Genomic DNA, 17,479 nt, shown 5'->3' with positions numbered 1-17,479 from the left:
CATGCCTGTTTCGATCAAGGACATCGGCCGTTACGCGGCACTCCCCTGGCATTGCCTGCAGTTGGCTACCCATGCCAAGTCGTTCGAGAACAACCCGGTGCTGGGCAGCGCCCGGCTCAATGCCCTGGGCCTGCATGTGCAGCGTCGTCAGTTGGCGATGGCCATGGCAGGTTACCGTCGCAATGCGCTGGCCTCGCGGCTGGATGCCGGTGAGCGCGCGCATTTTGAGCAGAACGGTTTTTTCATCCGTGAAAACGCCCTGCCTGCCGAGCAGTTTGCAGCCTTGCGCGCCGAGCTGGGTGCATTGCGCAGCACCGGCTGGGAAATGCGCCAGGGCCGTGCGGTTACCCGCCGGGTCAGCCTTGACCAGGACGTGCTGGCGCAAAACCCGGCCAGTGCGGCGTTTGTGGCGGACCGTGGGGTACGCGACCTGATTGCGTATGCGTCGTCCAATACCGGTGGCATTACCTACCAGTTGCAGTCGATCGTGATCGACGCCGCCAATGCCGACCAGGACCCGCAGACCCGCCTGCATGCTGACACCTTTCACCCTACGGCGAAGGCGTGGTTGTTCCTGGACGATGTGGCGGATGACCAAGGGCCGTTCAGTTATGTGCCGGGGTCGCACCGCCTGACGCCGGAGCGTTTGGCCTGGGAGTATCGCCAAAGCCTGGGGGCTGCGCGCTCCAGCGAGCAGATGCACCGTGAGGGTTCGTTCCGTATCGACGAGCCCGAGCTGGCTGCCCTCGGTTTGCCGCCGCCCCGTCGCTTTGCGGTGCCAGCCAACACCCTGGTGGTGGCGGATACCTCTGGTTTCCATGCCCGCTGCGCGAGCCATCAGGCCAGCCACCGCGTCGAGATTTATGCCAGCCTGCGGCGTAACCCGTTCATCCCCTGGCGCGGGGCGCACCTGTTTGCATTGCCATGGATTGCCAACCACCACATGCGTTGGGATATCCGGTTGAAGCAGTTGATGGGGTTTGGCAAGAAGAGCCATTGGCGGTTTGTGGAGCAGTTGAATGCGTATGAGGCACCGCATATCTGACCCACGCCCAGTCCCCCCCCCCGGCCCGGTGGTTGAGCGCAAACCGTCGTAGGAGCGGGTTTACCCGCGAAAGGGCCGGGCCTGCTGGCCAATATCCCTGGCCGGTCACCGTTGCTGCCGCCACCGTATTCGCGGGTGAACCCGCTCCTACGCTGATCGGGGGTGGGCACAGATCGGTGGTTGGCCGCCGACCGTCGTAGGAGCGGGTTTACCCGCGAAAGGGCCGGGCCTGCGGGCCAATATCCCTGGCCGTTCACCGTTGCCGCCGCCACCGTATTCGCGGGTAAACCCGCTCCTACGCTGATCGGGGGTGGGCACAGATCGGTGGTTGGCCGCCGACCGTCGTAGGAGCGGGTTTACCCGCGAAAGGGCCGGGCCTGCTGGCCAATATCCCTGGCCGGTCACCGTTGCTGCCGCCACCGTATTCGCGGGTGAACCCGCTCCTACGCTGATCGGGGGTGGGCACAGATCGGTGGTTGGGCGCCGACCGTCGTAGGAGCGGGTTTACCCGCGAAAGGGCCGGGCCTGCTGGCCAATATCCCTGGCCGGTCACCGTTGCTGCCGCCACCGTATTCGCGGGTGAACCCGCTCCTACGCTGATCGGGGGTGGGCACAGATCGGTGGTTGGGCGCCGACCGTCGTAGGAGCGGGTTTACCCGCGAAAGGGCCGGGCCTGTGGGCCAATATCCCTGGCCGTTCACCGTTGCTGCCGCCACCGTATTCGCGGGTGAACCCGCTCCTACGCTGATCGGGGGTGGGCACAGATCGGTGGTTGAACGCAGGCCGTCGTAGGAGCGGGTTTACCCGCGAAAGGGCCGGGCCTGCGGGCCAATATCCCTGGCCGTTCACCGTTGCTGCCGCCACCGTATTCGCGGGTAAACCCGCTCCTACGCTGATCGGGGGGGGACACAGATCGGTGGTTGGGCGCCGACCGTCGTAGGAGCGGGTTTACCCGCGAAAGGGCCGGGTCTGCTGGCCAATATCCCTGGCCGTTCACCGTTGCTGCCGCCACCGTATTCGCGGGTGAACCCGCTCCTACGCTGATCGGGGGTGGGCACAGATCGGGGGTTGGGCGCCGACCGTCTTACCCGCGAAAGGGCCGGGCCTGCGGGCCAATATCCCTGGCCGTTCACCGTTGCCGCCGCCACCGTATTCGCGGGTGAACCCGCTCCTACGCTGATCGGGGGTGGGCACAGATCGGGGGTTGGGCGCCGACCGTCTTACCCGCGAAAGGGCCGGGCCTGCGGGCCAATATCCCTTGCCGTTCACCGTTGCTGCCGCCACCGTATTCGCGGGTGAACCCGCTCCTACACGGAGGGTGAAAACGCATCGGTGGTCGGACATACGCCGTCGTAGGAGCGGGTTTACCCGCGAAAGGGCCGGGCCTGCGGGCCAATATCCCTGGCCAATCACCGCCCCCCCTGGTCGGTGGGCACATTCTGCAATGGTTGCACCGCTGCTGGCATCATGAGGGCGTCTACGCTGGCTCGAACTATCGAAGCCTCAAGGATGACCACATGCACTACGCCCATGCCCACCATCTGCGCCGCCACCGGGTTTCACACCCCGGCAGGCTGTACATGCTGACAACCGTCACCCACCAGCGTCGCCCGCTGTTTCACAACTTCAACCTGGCCAGGCTGGTGGTCAATCACTTGCGCCAGGCAGACCGGGAAAACAGCTGCGTCACGCTGGCCTGGGTGGTCATGCCCGACCATGTGCATTGGCTGATAGAACTGAAACAGGTGACGCTGGCCACGTTGATGCGCCGCTTCAAATCAAGGTCCAGCCATGCCTTGCACAAGGCCGGCGTAACAACCAACCCCATCTGGCAGGCGGGCTACTGCGATCGCGCCATGCGCAAGGATGATGACCTGCTCAACGCCGCTCGCTACATCATTGCCAACCCGGTCAGGGCCGGCCTGGCACCCAATGTCGGCGAATACCCGCACTGGGATGCCATCTGGCTGTAGGCGTGGCCATCACCCCAGCCGCGCCATCTCCTCCGCCACCACCGCAACGGTATGCCTGATCTGCTCTTCGGTATGCTCGCAAGACACAAAAAACCGCACCCGCGCCGAATGCTCTGGCACCGCCGGGTACAAAATCGGCTGGGCATTGATGCCACGCTCGAACAGGGCGCTGGACAAGCGGCCGGCCTTGAACGAACTACCGGTAATCACTGGGATCACCGCCAACCCGGTACTGGTCGCCGTGTCCAGCCCTGCTTCACGCGCCAGGCGCAGGAACAGCTCCCCTCGCGCCTGCACTTGCGCTACCCGCTCGCTGTCAGCAGCCAGCAGCTTCAACGCTGCCAACGCAGAGGCCGTGACCGCCGGCGGCATGCCAACACTGTACAAAAAGCCCGGCGCCAGAAACTTCAGGTGCTCGATCAGTGCCGTGCGGCCCGCAATGTACCCGCCGCAACTGGCCAGGGTCTTGCTCAAGGTCCCCATCCAGATGTCGACGTCATCGCCAGCCAACCCAAAATGCTCACGAATACCTTTGCCCGTCGCACCCATCACCCCCAGCGAATGAGCTTCATCCACCATCAGGAAAACCTTGTGCTTATGCTTGAGCTCGACGAACCGGGGTAGCTCGGGGTAGTCGCCGTCCATGCTGTAGATGCCTTCCACCACCACCAGCACCCGCTCGAAGTGCTGGCGCTGCTCGCCCAGCAGGCGGTCCAGCGCCTGCCAGTCGTTGTGGGCAAAACTCAGACGGCGGGCACCCGACAGCTGGATCCCCTGCAACACGCTGTTGTGAATCAGCTCGTCATGCACCACCAGGTCGCGTGGCCCGAACAGGTAGCCGATGGTGGTGACGTTGGTGGCATGGCCGCTGACCATCACCACCGCATCGTCCACCTCGTACAGTCGCGCCAGCTCGCGCTCGAGCTCGCGGTGCAGCGGGCGGTCGCCAGAAACCGGGCGGCTGGCCGACACCGAGGTGCCGTAGCGGTCGATCGCCGCCTTGGCCGCTTCGGCCACGGTCGGGTGGCCGGAGTAGCCCAGGTAGTTGTAACTGGCAAAGTTGAGAAACTCGCGCTCGCCAATCTGCGTCTGAGCACCGGCGGTGCCCTGGTGCATACGGAAGAACGGGTTGCTCACGCCCAGTTGCATGGCGCTCTGCTGGATAACCCGCAGTTGCTGGTACCCCGGGTGCAGGTCAAAGCGATAGTGCGCCTCGGGCACCTTCAGGGCAGCCTGCTGCACCTGCTCCAGGGTGGCGCCCTGCTCGCCCTCGGCAGCCACATGGCGGCGTCGGGCGAGGGCTTGCTGGATCAGGCGTTGCTTGGCATCGCCACCAAGGCCGGTCGGGGTTCTGGCTGTCATCTGGCACTCTTAATCAATCAATCGGTTGGGTGCCGCGTTGCTGTCGGCCAAGGCTGCGTTCAACTGCGCCAACTCTTCGGCACTGTGCTCGCTGCCATGACGGGCAAGCACATTCTGCGCCAGTTGCTCTTCGCTGCTGCCCGCTTCACCGCGCAGCAGCTCCAGCAAGCGTACGGCAAGCTTGTCGATGCTGGAGCTGTCACTCAGCTCCATCACCGGCAGGCGAATACCGAAACGCTCTTCCAGCGCCACCACCAACTCGACGCTCATCAACGAGTCGAGCCCCATTTCCTGCAGCGGGCGCTGGGCATCCAGGCGTGCCGGCGGCAGGCGCAAAATCTCGCACACCTCGTGCTTGAGCATGTCTACGAAGCGTTCGAGCAGTTCGCCATCGTCAAGCTCCTCCAGCATGCGCTGGATGTCTTCACCGCCACCTTCATCCTCATGGTCGCCGCCATAGGCGCGGGCCAGTTCGCTGAAGCGCGGTGTAGTGGCGCTCGGCAGGAAGCGCGCCAGCGCCTTGAAGTCCAGCTCCAGTACGCCATGGCCGTTATCACCCTGCACCAGCATGGCCTCGAGCTGTGCCAAGGCAGCCTCGGCCCGCAGCGCCGAGCCCCCCATGCGGCTCTGCAGGGCGTCCTTGATCTGGCTGTTGCGCGCCAGGAAGCCGACATCGTCGATGGCGCCCCACAGCACGGCGGTGGCTGCCTGGCCCTGAGCACGACGGTGCCGCGCAAGAGCTTCAAGCCAGTGGTTGGCCGCCACGTAGTTGGCCTGCCCGGGGTTGCCGAACAAGGTGGTGGCCGAGGAGAACATCACGAAGAAGTCCAGCGCCAGGCCCTGGGCCAGCTCATGCAGGTACTGCGCGCCCTTGGCCTTTGGCTCCAGCACGCGACGCAACTGCTCGCCGTCAAGGTTGCGGATCAGGCTGTCGTCAATCACCGTCGCGGCATGCACCAGGCCACGCAGTGGCCATGGGCTGGCGGCGATGCGATCAAACACACCGCGCAGTTGTTCACGGTCAGTGATGTCGCACGCCACGGCCTGCACATCGATACCTTGGGCGTGCCACAACGCCAGTTGCGGTTGGGCCTCTTCACTGGCCGGGCCACGACGGCCCAGCAACACCAGGTGACGGGCACCTTTGTCGATCAGCCACTGCGCAGTACGCAAGCCAAAGCCACCCAGGCCGCCGGTGACCAGGTAGCTGGCATCGTTGGCAAGCTGCAGTGCCCGCACCGGCTGCACACGGGTGTCGACAGTTTGCTGGATGGGGTTGGCGTAAGTCACCACGACCTTGCCAATCTGCCGCGCCTGCTGCATGTAACGGTAGGCCTCGACCACCTGGTTGGCGTCGAACTCGCGGAACGGCAACGGATGCAGAATGCCCTGCTCGAACAGCTCCATCATTTCGGCAAACAAACGGCGGGTGAGCGCGGGGCGCTCGCTCATCAACTGGTCAGCGTCGATACCGAAATAGCTGATGTTGTTGCGGAACGGGCGCAAGCCGATACGGGTGTTCTGGTAGAAGTCGCGCTTGCCCAGCTCAAGGAAGCGACCAAACGGCTTCAGCACCTGCAGGTTGCGGTTGATGGCCTCACCGGCGAGCGAATTGAGCACCACGTCCACACCACGCCCACCGGTGGCTGCCAGTACCTGGTCGGCATAAGCCAGCGAACGAGAGTCGTAGATGTGGCTCACACCCAGCAGGCGCAGGAAGTCGCGCTTCTCGTCGCTGCCTGCGGTGGCGTGAATTTCTGCCCCCAGCCATTTGGCGATCTGGATGGCAGCGATGCCCACGCCACCGGCAGCACCGTGGATCAGCACCTTCTCGCCCGGCTCCAGGCGCGCCAGGTGATGCAGCGCGTAGTACACGGTGAAGAAGGTACTCGGAATGGTCGCCGCCGCTTCGAACGACATCCCTTCAGGGATGCGTGCAACGGCGTTGGCGTTGGTGACCAGGCGGTTGGCGAAGCTGCAGGGACCAAAGCCCACCACACGGTCACCCGGGGCGAAGTCGCCCACTGCCTCGGCGCCTTTGCCCTGCACCACACCGGCAAATTCGAAGCCCAGGGTAGGGCCGGAGAAGCCGTTTTCGATGGCTTCGTCCGACAGCAGGCCGAGGGCGAACATCACGTCACGGAAGTTAAGGCCCGTCGCGCGCACCTGAATGTCCAGCTCATCCGCCGCCGGTTGACGCGGCTCACGCACTTCCCAGCGCAGGTTGCGCAGCTGGCCCGGCAGGTCGAAGCCCAGGCACACCCACTGCGCATCGCCCACTGCGCGGCGCGGCTGGTCGGCCAGCACGCGCAGGCGCGGCACGTAGCGACGGCCTTCGCCGTCCAGGGCCAGCTCGGTTTCGCTGTCGGCGTGCAACAACGCGGGTACCGCCAGCTCGACCGCTGCCGCGTGGGCCAGATCGAGCAGGCGAATACGACAGTGCGGAGATTCGTTGGCCAGGGTACGGCCAAAGCCCCACAAGGCGGCGTCGCCGATGGCCGCAACGTCAGCGGCGGTGTCGACGCTGTGCAGGTGCTCGGCAGCGCCACGGCTGAACAGCCAGCACTGCGGGGCGATCGTCAGCGACTCACAGGCCTGCACCAGCGCGGCCGCTTGCATGCAGCGCTCGGCCTGGCCATCGAGGCCTGTGCCGCTGTCGAAACCGGCCAGGTGCAGCACATGCTCAGGGGGCTGGGCAAAGGCGCCAAGCTGGGCGGCCAGTGCCTGGGCGTCACCCGGCTGCAACAGGTCAACCTGCTGGCCTTGGGCGCGCAGTTGCTCTGCCAGGCGCAGGGCGGCGCCCTGCCCTGCTTCGGCGAGTACGGCCCAGCGCTGCACGGCCACAGGTGCAGCAGTGTCTGCACCGGCGGGCTTGTCCGCCAGCAACAGGTAGCTACCACAGGCGTTACCCGGCAACGCCTCCAGCGTGCGCAATGCGGTCAGGCCATGCCGCTGCAGCTCATGGCTCCAGAACGCCGGGCCTTGCTGGCGCGACAACGCCTGCTGCGGGCCGGCCAGCCACCAGTCTGGCTGGGCACCGAAGACGAAATCGGCCCAGCGCGCCGGGTACTGCCCAAGCAGCGCCAACTGGCCGTGCGGGTTGAGCCGGCCACTGGCCAGGCGCAGGGCGTCACCCAGCGTATCAAGGGGGCCAAAATCGGTCGGCACCAGTACCCAGTCGAACGTACCGGCGTCGGCCAGTTGCTCCAGGCCAAGGACCTCCAGCGCCGGGCAATCGTCACGCAGGCGCTGCTCAAGTTCAGGCTCGGCGACGCAGTAGGCATAATCGAGGCGATCGAAATCCAGACCGGCGTACAACAGCTCGGCGAACGAAGCGCCACCAAAGCCGAATTCCAGCACGCGCAGGCGCTGGCCGGGCGGCAGTTGCGCCAGGCGCGCGGCCAAGGTCTGGCCAATGCCGCTGAGCAGGTGCTGCTGCCCTGCCGCACCCAGCACCAGGCGCGCCAGGCTGGCGCCGCTGGTTTCGCGCGGTTGCAGGGTGTCGAAGGCCTGGCTGCCATCCAGCAACGCCGACAGATGACGGCCGATACGGCCAACGGAATGGATAATCTGGAAGTACTCGGGGTAGCTCCTGAACAGCTCTTGCCAGATAGCCTGCGAGGTCGGGCGCTCGCCCTGGTCGACCAGTTGCCAGCCGCCGTCAGCGCTACGCTGCAGGCTGCCGTCGTGCTCGGCATGGCGCAACAGCATCGCCAGGAAGTCGCCCTGGCCCTGCGACCACTGCGCGACTTGCTCGGCACTGATGCAGCCGCCGGCCTGTTCCACCGCATCGAGGACAAAGCTGCTGCACAGCACATCCAGCAGTGGCTCCACTTCATTCAGATAACGCACCTGCGCCGGCTCGTCCGCCAGGCACTGCAGGGCCTCGGCCAGCGGCGAGCAGGCCGCGGCTTTACGCTGCACAGGCACAACCGCGCCTGGCGCGGCCTGCCCTACATGGCCCATACGCTTGATATCGCCACTGCGGTCGTACTGCAGGCGCACGGCACGCATGCGCGCATCCTTGATCGCCAGCACGGCAGCGCCGCTGGCATCGAACAGGGTGAAGTCGACCAGCAGCGAATGCGCGGTGCGCTTGCGCTGGCGCACCTCGGCCAGCACCGGCACACCGCCAGCATTGGTAAAGGCAACGCGCCCAAGCTTGACGGGGATGAACGCCAGGCCATCGTCATGCCCCTGGCGGCTGGCCAGCAGCTCGGTAATCAGCTGGAAGGCACCGTCCAGCAACGCCGGGTGCAGGTGCAGGCTTGCCAGTTCGTGTTCGATGGCAGCAGGCACGGCCAACTGAGCCAGCACGCGCTCACCCTCCAGCCAGGCTGCGGCCACGGTCTGGTAAGCGGGGCCGTAGTTCAGGCCAACCGCGCTGGTCATTGCCAGGTGCTGCTCGCCGGTGAAGTCTGCCGGGCGGGCTGGCAACGCCGGTGCCCGGGTGTCCAGCAGCACACCGCGCGCCTCGCCCGGCAAGCGTGCGACCACATGCTGTACCCAGTCTTCGCGTTGCATCAACGTGCGCGAGCTGATGCGCAACGTGCCGTCGGCCTCTTCGACCTGCACGCGCACTTTCTTGCTGACCTCGCTGCTCAGCAGCAGAGGGTTGTGGATTTCCAGCTCTTCGATATCGACGAACTCGCCCGGCTGGTGAAGTTGCGCCACCGCCAGGGCCAGCTCGGTAAAGCCTGCCCCCGGGAACAGTACCGACTCACCCACCTTGTGGTCGGCCAGGGTCGGGTACTGCTGGGTATCCAGGCGGTTTTCCCAGGTCAGCGCCTGATCTGTTACCGGGTAACCCAGCAACGGGTGCACGCGCTCGTGGCTCAGCGGGCCATAGGCCTCGGCAGTGACCGGCAAGCTGAAGTGATCGTGCTGCCACGCGTAGTTAGGCAGGCGCAGCGGGCGCCCGGCCACCGGGAAGCGCGCCTGCCACTGTGGCTCGACGGCAGCAATCTGCAGGCGGGCTACGGTACGTTCCAGCAGCAGCGGGCTGTGGTCGTTGCGCTTGAGGGTGCCAATCACCTGCCCCGGTTGTTCGCACTCGGCCAGCACATCGTTGACGTAGCTGCGCAGGATCGCATGCGGGCCCACCTCGACGAACAGGTTAAGGCCATTGCGCACCAGGGCAGCCAGCGCGCCCTGGAACAGCACCGGGAAGCGGATGTTCTGCCACCAGTACTGGCTGTCCAGGCGTTCGCCGTTCAACTGGCCACCGACGACAGTGGAGTAGAACGGAATTTTCGTAGCCTGCGGGCGGATATGCGCGAGGTCGTCGATAACCGCTTGCTTGATCGGGTCCATGGCCGGCGAGTGGAAGGCGTAGTCCAGGTCCAGGCGACGGGCGAATACCTGGCGCTCTTCCAGGGCCGCCTCCAGCAGTGCCAGGGCGTCAACCTCACCGGCCACAGTGGCACCGCGGGCGCTGTTTTCGCCAGCCACTACCAGGCGGCCGTCCAGTTTCAGTTCGGCAATCAGTTGCGCCGTGGCCTCACCCGAGAGGCCGACCGCCGTCATCTTCCCGGTACCACGGGTCAGGCCCTGCAGGCGGCTGCGGTGGTAGATGACCTGGGTGGCGTCCTCCAGGCTCAACGCGCCGCTGGCCCAGGCCGCCGCCACTTCACCCACACTGTGGCCGATCACCGCCACCGGGTGGATGCCCTCGGCAGCCAGCACTTTGGTAACCGCCACTTGCAGGGCAAACAGCGCCGGCTGGGCGATTTCGGTGCGCGCATAACGGCCTTCGCCGTTGTCACCCAGCAGCTCGGCGCGCAGCGAGTAGCCCGCCAAGGGCTGGAACAACGCGTCCACTTCATCCACGGCGGCGGCGAACAGCGGCTGGTCGAGCATCGCCCGGCCCATGCCCTGCCATTGCGAGCCGTTGCCGGAATAGACAAATACCGGTGCCGAGGCGCCGTCCAGGGCCTGGCCGGCCTCCAGCACTGCGCTCAGTTCGCTGAGGGTCGGGTCCTGGGCATAGTCGTCCAGCGCCTGGGCGGCTTCGGCTGCGTTGTCGCAGACCAGCAGCAGGCGGTGGCTGTGTGCATCGCGGCGATACATCGCCTGGTAGGCCACATCGTAATAGTCGGCCTGGGGCTGCTCGGCCAGGTAGGCGGCAAAGCGTTCAGCGGTTGCGCGCAGGCCTTCTTCGCTCTTGGCACTGAGCAGCAACGGCACCCGCGGGGCGCTGGCCGCTTGCGCTGCCGGCGCCTGTGGCTCGGGGCTTTGCAGGATGACGTGGGCGTTGGCGCCGCCAAAGCCGAACGAGTTCACCCCCACGGTCAACTGGCCATCGGCCTTCAGCGGCAGGGGCTCGGTGACCACTTGCAGGTTGAGGTCGGCGAACGCGATGTTCGGGTTCAGCGCCTGCACGCCAATGGTAGCGGGCACGGTGCGCTCGGCCAGGCAGTTCAGTGCCTTTATCAGGCCGGCCACGCCAGAGGCGGCTTCAAGGTGCCCGAGGTTGCTTTTCACCGAGCCGATTGGCAGCGGGTTGCCGGCGCCGCGCGCCTGGCCCAGCGCCTCGCCGATGGCGCGGGTTTCGATCGGGTCCCCCACGGCGGTACCGGTGCCGTGGGCTTCCAGGTAGTCCAACTGCTCGGGGGCGATGCCGGCCTGGGTGTAGGCGCGCTTGAGCAACGCCGCCTGGGCCTCGGCATTGGGCAGGGTCAGGCTGGACTTGCGCCCGTCGGTGTTCACCGCACTGGCCGCCACCACCGCCAAAATGGTATTTCCATCGGCCACTGCCTGGTCGTAGTCCTTGAGCAGGAACAACCCGCCGCCTTCGGAGCGGGCATAACCGTCGCCGTTTTCGTCGAACGACTGGCAGCGCCCGGTGCGCGACAGCATGGTCGCCTTGGCGAAGATCATGAAGCCGAACGGGTGCATGTGCAGGCTGATACCGCCCGTTACGGCTTGGTCGACATCACCGCTGAGGATGGCCTGGCACGCCTGGTGGAAGGCCACCAGCGACGACGAGCAGGCGGTGTCGATGGCCATGCTCGGGCCACGCAGGTCGTAGAAGAACGACAGGCGGTTGGCCGCGATGCTCATGGTGTTGCCGGTCGCCGTGGCGCCATCGATGGCCGACAGGTCCTCGAGCAGGCGGTAGGACTGCTCGACACCGGCGATGCCCAGGTACACGCCGCAGTTGCTGCCACGCAGGCTGGACGGCTTGACCCCGGCGTTTTCGAAGGTTTCCCAGCACATTTCCAGCAGCATGCGCTGCTGCGGGTCCATCATCGCGGCTTCACGCGGCGAGATGCTGAAGAAGCCTGCGTCGAAAGCGCTGATATCCCCCAGGGTGCCTGAGGCGAAGGTATAGCTGGTTGCAGGGCTGGCCTTGTCCGGGTGCAAGAACTCGCGTTTGTTCCAACGCGACGGGTCAACCTGGGTCACCAGGTCGCGCCCCTCCATCAGGTTTTGCCAGAAGCCTGCATTGGAAGAGCCAGGAAAACGGTACGCACAACCAACGATTGCAACCTTTCTACGCTTGATCAAAACCTATTCCTTCAAATCTCATCGGGCACCGTCCCATCCGTCGGACAGCCGGCATGCCTGGCCCGGCCACGAAACTGGCCAGTCGTTATATGTCACTGATGATTGTCTGGGTACCTGAAACTGCCATGCCCACAGGGGGCGCAAGACTCATGGTCTGGAACTGGCGTGGGAATGTTCAGATTTGTGTATGCGGATGATACGCGGGTTGCCGGGGTGGGAAAACCCTGGGGTGAGGGATGGTTCACGGATCGGCGTAGGAGCGGGTTTACCCGCGAATACGGTGGCGGCTGCGACGGTGAATGGCGGGGGGAGATTGGCCAGCAGGCCCGGCCCTTTCGCGGGTGAACCCGCTCCTACGACGTCCTGTGTTCGACTTCCGATGGGGGGCCACCGCCGGGTTTACCCGCGAATACGGTGGCGGCTGCGACGGTGAATGACCTGGGAAATTGGCCAGCAAGCCCGGCCTTTTCGCGGGTTGAACCGCCCGTAGAATGGCGGTTCCGCCCCCTAGGTTGTTACCTCAATAAACCGTGCCTTGAATCAAACGCAGCAGATACTGGCCATAACCGTTCTTGGCCAGCGGTGCTGCCAGCGTTTCCAACTGCTGGGCATCGATCCACCCCTGCCGGAATGCCACCTCTTCCGGGCATGCTACCTTCAGCCCTTGCCGCCGCTCGATCGTCGCGATATACCCACTTGCCTCAAGCAGCGAGTCATGCGTTCCGGTATCCAGCCAGGCATACCCGCGCCCCATGATCTCCACCGACAAACGGTGCTGTTCCAGGTACGCGCGATTGACGTCGGTAATCTCCAGCTCACCACGCGCAGATGGCCGAATGCTTTTGGCAATCTCGATCACGTCATTGTCGTAGAAGTACAACCCAGTCACGGCGTAGTTGGACTTGGGTTTGGCCGGTTTCTCTTCCAGGCTGATGGCATTACCCTGCCCGTCGAATTCGACCACGCCATAACGTTCAGGGTCTTGCACGTGATAGGCGAACACGCTGGCGCTGCCTTGGCGGTCCATCGCGCTGCGCAGCAACTGCTGGAAGTCGTGGCCGTAATAGATGTTGTCACCCAGCACCAGCGCGGTGGGGGCGTTGCCGATGAAGTCTTCGCCAATCAGGAACGCCTGGGCCAGGCCGTCCGGAGATGGCTGCACGGCGTAGGTGATGTTGATGCCCCAGCGGTGGCCGTTGCCCAGCAGTTGCTCGAAGCGCGGGGTGTCCTGCGGGGTGGAGATGATCAGGATGTCGTGAATGCCCGCCAGCATCAGTGTGGTCAACGGGTAATAGATCATCGGCTTGTCGTACACCGGCAACAGTTGCTTGGAAATTGCCAGGGTCGCCGGGTGCAGGCGGGTACCCGACCCACCCGCCAGAATGATGCCTTTACGCTTCATAGTGGTCCTTTCTCGTAGATTTCCGTCAGCATGCGAGCCACACCCAGGCGCCAGTCTGGCAGGGTCAGGGCAAAGGCCTTCTGCAGTTTATGGGTATCTAGACGCGAGTTGGCCGGCCGCATGGCCGGCGTCGGGTAGGCCTCTGTGGTCAATGGGGTGACGTATTCGGCATGAGCTTTCAGCGGCACGCCATGGACCGCCGCTTGCTCCAGTACGTAACGGGCATAGCCGCACCAGGTGGTTTCCCCACCCGCAGCCAGGTGGTACAGACCAGCCAGGGATGGGTTGCGGCGGGTGGCGACAATGGCGTGGGCGGTGATGTCGGCAATCAGTTCGGCGCCTGTCGGGGCACCGTGCTGGTCATCGATCACGCCCAGGCTGTCACGCTCCGCAGCCAGGCGCAGCATGGTTTTGGCGAAGTTGTTGCCGCGTGCGGCATACACCCAGCAGGTGCGAAAAATCAGGTGCTGGCAACCGGCAGCCTGGATGGCTTGCTCGCCAGCCAGCTTGCTGGCGCCATAAGTATTCAGTGGGTCAACGGCGTCGTCTTCGCGCCAGGGCTGGGTGCCCTGCCCCGGAAACACATAGTCGGTGGAATAATGCACCAGCAGTGCGCCACTGTCAGTGGCAGCGCGGGCCAGCACGCCGACAGCGTCGGCGTTTACCTTGAAGGCTTGCTCACGGTCACTCTCGGCTTTGTCCACGGCGGTGTAGGCCGCCGCATTGACGATGACATCGGGGGCGTAGACTCGGACCGTTTCGGCCAGGCCCGGCAAGTTGCCCAGGTCGCCACAGTACGCCTGGCTGCGAGCGTTCAGCGCCAGCAACTGCCCCAGTGGGGCCAGGCTGCGTTGCAGTTCCCAGCCTACCTGACCGTCCTTGCCCAGTAGCAGCACCTTCATGCAGAACGCCCTGCGTAGTTTTTTTCAACCCAGTCGCGGTAGCTGCCAGACTGCACGTTCTGCACCCAGTCCTGGTTGTCGAGGTACCAGGCCACGGTTTTGCGGATGCCGGTTTCGAAGGTTTCCGCAGGCTTCCAGCCAAGCTCCTGCTCCAGCTTGCGGGCATCGATGGCGTAACGGCGGTCGTGGCCGGGACGGTCGCTTACGTAGGTGATCTGTTCGGCGTAGGGCTTGCCGTCGGTGCGAGGGTGCAGTTCGTCCAGCAGCGCACAAACGCGGTTGACGATTTCCAGGTTGGGCTTTTCATTCCAGCCCCCGACGTTATAAACCTCACCGGTTTTGCCGGCTTCCAGCACGCGGCGGATGGCGCTGCAGTGGTCTTTTACGTACAACCAGTCGCGAATCTGCTGACCGTCGCCATACACCGGCAATGGCTTGCCGGCCAAGGCGTTGACGATCATCAGCGGGATGAGCTTTTCCGGGAAGTGGTAAGGGCCGTAATTGTTGGAGCAATTGGTGGTCAGCACCGGCAGGCCGTAGGTATGGAAATACGAACGGACCAAGTGGTCGCTGGCAGCCTTGCTGGCCGAGTACGGGCTGTTAGGCTGGTACGGATGGGTTTCAGTGAAGGCCGCTTCGTCGGCAGCCAGCGAGCCATACACTTCGTCGGTAGACACATGCAGGAAGCGGAATGCCTGCCGCGCCGGTTCATTCAGGCCGCCCCAGTATGCACGCACGGCTTCCAGCAGGTGGAAAGTGCCGACGACGTTGGTTTCGATAAAGGCTTGCGGGCCATGGATCGAGCGGTCGACATGAGATTCGGCGGCAAAGTTGATGATGGCGCGGGGCCGATGGGCATGCAGTAACTCCGCGACCAGCCCGCTATCGGCAATGTCGCCATGCACAAAGATATGGCGCTTGTCGCCCTGCAGGCTGCTCAGGGTCTGCAGATTGCCTGCATAGGTGAGTTTGTCCAGGTTGACCACGGGTTCGTCATCGCCGGCCAGCCAGTCCAAAACGAAGTTCGCCCCGATAAAACCTGCACCGCCGGTTACCAGAATGGTCATGTTTGTCTGCTTCCGTTGTCAGGGTCTGCTCTTCCACTTTCAGGATTCTAGACTGTCGGCGGTTGATTCGAGAGTGAAGACGATGGCAACGTGACATTCAGGCTGGAATGGCGGAGCTACAGGGGCCGCATCGCGGCCCTGTGGAAGCGAGTTTACCTGCGAAGCAAGCTCAAGGCTCCAGGCGCCGCTGCTGGTAAATCCAGTCGACAATCTCGCCTTCCGGCGAATAGCCGCTCACGGTTTCGCGCAGCAACTGCCGTACCCGCACAAAGTCATCAACCGCCGCTGCCGCCATCAGTTGGCGTAGGAACTCCTTGAGCGTATCCCAGGGCAGGAAGTCTTCGTTGGCACTCATGATCATCGGGTGACGGGTAGCAATGACGTTATCGCCGATCAGCAGCTCTTCATACAGCTTCTCCCCCGGCCGCAACCCGGTGAACTGGATGGCAATATCACCCATCGGGTTACGCTCGGAGCGCACACTGAAGCCAGACAGGTGAATCATCTTCTCGGCCAGTTCCACAATTTTCACCGGTTCGCCCATGTCCAGCACGAACACGTCGCCGCCCTTGCCCATGGAGCCGGCCTGAATTACCAGCTGCGCGGCCTCGGGAATGGTCATGAAGTAGCGGGTGATCTTGGGGTGGGTGACGGTAAGCGGGCCGCCCGCCTTGATCTGCTTGTGGAACAGTGGGATCACCGACCCCGATGAACCCAGCACGTTACCGAAGCGCACCATGGTGAAGCGGGTTTTGTTCACCTGCGAAACGTTGCTGCTGTCGCCAAACAGCACCGGCGCCACTTCGCGGCTAAGCGCCTGCAGGGTCATTTCGGCCAGGCGCTTGGTGCTGCCCATCACATTGGTCGGGCGCACGGCCTTGTCGGTGGAAATCAGCACGAAGTTGGCAACCCCGGCCTGCAACGCGGCCTGGGCAGTGTGCAGTGTGCCGATGACATTATTCATCAGGCCTTCGGTGATGTTGTGTTCCACCATCGGCACGTGCTTATAGGCAGCTGCGTGATAGACAGTGTCGACGTGCCAGGTGCGCATGATGTCGAGGAGCTGGGACTGGTTGCGCACCGAGCCCAGGATTGGTACCAGGCTGACGGCAAGGGATTCACGGGCAACGCGCTGCTCCAGTTCGGAGAGGATGCTGTAGAGGTTGAATTCACTGTGATCGAAAAGCAGCAAGTACTTGGGCGCCTGCCCCAAAATCTGCCGACAGAGCTCTGAACCAATAGAACCGCCAGCCCCGGTCACCAACACCGTTTGCTCGGTAATGCAGCGCTCCAGGAGATCAGCCTGGGCAGGCACTGTATCCCGCCCCAGCAAGTCGCCAATGTCGACCTCCTGAATATCATCGACTTTCACCCGGCCGCTGGCCAAGTCCATGATGCCCGGCACACTGCGAACATGGAGCGGATAGCCTTCCAGGAAGTTGAGAATCTCCCTGCGACGGGTGCGCGTTGATGAAGGGATGGCCAGCAAAATTTCCTGGGCCCCCGTCACGTTGATCATCTGGTCAAGTTGCTCTGGACGGTAGACCTGCAGCCCTGCAATCACGCGATCACTGATACTGGGATCGTCATCGATGAACGCCACAGGGCGCATGGCCCGGTCCATGCGCAAGGCAGCCACCAGCTGGTTACCGGCAGCACCTGCACCATAGATGGCGACTTTGGGCAGGCCATCGTCACGTTGGGCGAACGGTACATGTTGCGCGGCTGCGGCAAACCAGTCGCCCAGGAAGTACTGGCGCATGGCCAGACGCAGCCCGCCGATCATGATCAGGCTGAGCCACCAGTAATTGAAAGTGATTGAGCGTGGCACGACGTTCTGGTGGTTGCTGGCCCAATAAATGATGAACCCCAGAAGCAGCGCGGACAGCGTAACGGCCTTGATGATGGCAATCAGAGCGTCGTTGCCGAAGTAGCGCATGACGGCGCGATACAGTCCAAAGCGGATAAACAGAGGAATGGAAACCACAGGTGCGCAAAGGAACAACCAGGTATGGTCAATCAAGGGGTTGGCCATGTCGTCGATGCCCAAACGCACCACAAATGCCATCCACAGTGCAATCCATACCAGCACTACATCTGTCAGCACCTGCAACAGACGCTTCTGTCTACGCGGTAACCCGAGCAGTTTTTTGCGTACTTTGTTCATAGGCTCCCAGAGTTCTTTTTCTGATTGTATTAACCGATTCTTCAACACTTCT

General features: G+C 63.9%; 8 protein-coding genes. 2 read left to right on the top strand and 6 right to left on the bottom strand.

The features are described from left to right. Position 1: 1 nt before the first annotated feature. The gene (locus tag J3A98_RS04135; protein ID WP_176685666.1) at positions 2 to 1,045 is read left to right on the top strand and encodes a phytanoyl-CoA dioxygenase family protein; all 1,044 of its coding nucleotides are present in this window, start codon (positions 2 to 4) and stop codon (positions 1,043 to 1,045) included. A gap of 1,517 nt (positions 1,046 to 2,562) precedes the next feature. Further along, positions 2,563 to 3,018 (top strand): transposase, encoded by a 456-nt coding sequence (locus J3A98_RS04130; protein WP_209964207.1) that lies wholly within the window; start codon positions 2,563 to 2,565, stop codon positions 3,016 to 3,018. 9 nt (positions 3,019 to 3,027) lie between these two features. Here the strand turns inward: J3A98_RS04130 and J3A98_RS04125 are convergent, their stop codons facing one another. The 6 genes from J3A98_RS04125 to J3A98_RS04100 all read right to left on the bottom strand — a co-directional run bounded on the left by J3A98_RS04125 (position 3,028) and on the right by J3A98_RS04100 (position 17,427). After that, positions 3,028 to 4,380, bottom strand: a complete 1,353-nt coding sequence (locus J3A98_RS04125; RefSeq protein WP_176685072.1) for an aminotransferase class I/II-fold pyridoxal phosphate-dependent enzyme — start codon at positions 4,378 to 4,380, stop codon at positions 3,028 to 3,030. 9 nt (positions 4,381 to 4,389) lie between these two features. Next, positions 4,390 to 11,889 (bottom strand): type I polyketide synthase, encoded by a 7,500-nt coding sequence (locus tag J3A98_RS04120; protein WP_209964205.1) that lies wholly within the window; start codon positions 11,887 to 11,889, stop codon positions 4,390 to 4,392. Between the two features lie 520 nt (positions 11,890 to 12,409). Next, complete coding sequence (rfbA, locus tag J3A98_RS04115; protein ID WP_176685070.1) at positions 12,410 to 13,291, bottom strand: glucose-1-phosphate thymidylyltransferase RfbA; 882 nt, start codon at positions 13,289 to 13,291, stop codon at positions 12,410 to 12,412. Further along, the gene (gene rfbD, locus J3A98_RS04110; RefSeq protein WP_209964202.1) at positions 13,288 to 14,193 is read right to left on the bottom strand and encodes a dTDP-4-dehydrorhamnose reductase; all 906 of its coding nucleotides are present in this window, start codon (positions 14,191 to 14,193) and stop codon (positions 13,288 to 13,290) included. Before rfbD ends, rfbA begins: the two co-directional genes overlap by 4 nt. Next, positions 14,190 to 15,260 (bottom strand): dTDP-glucose 4,6-dehydratase, encoded by a 1,071-nt coding sequence (gene rfbB / locus J3A98_RS04105; RefSeq protein ID WP_209964199.1) that lies wholly within the window; start codon positions 15,258 to 15,260, stop codon positions 14,190 to 14,192. The genes rfbD and rfbB overlap by 4 nt, the downstream gene beginning before the upstream one ends. A 169-nt stretch (positions 15,261 to 15,429) precedes the next feature. Next, on the bottom strand, positions 15,430 to 17,427 hold the full coding sequence (locus J3A98_RS04100; protein WP_209964196.1) for a nucleoside-diphosphate sugar epimerase/dehydratase: 1,998 nt from the start codon (positions 17,425 to 17,427) through the stop codon (positions 15,430 to 15,432). Between the last annotated feature and the right edge of the window lie 52 nt (positions 17,428 to 17,479).

Source organism: Pseudomonas sp. BP6, assembly GCF_017875935.1.
Lineage (GTDB): Bacteria > Pseudomonadota > Gammaproteobacteria > Pseudomonadales > Pseudomonadaceae > Aquipseudomonas > Aquipseudomonas putida_Y.
Note: the sequence above shows the minus strand (reverse complement) of the source record. Positions and strands in the feature narration are given on the sequence as shown.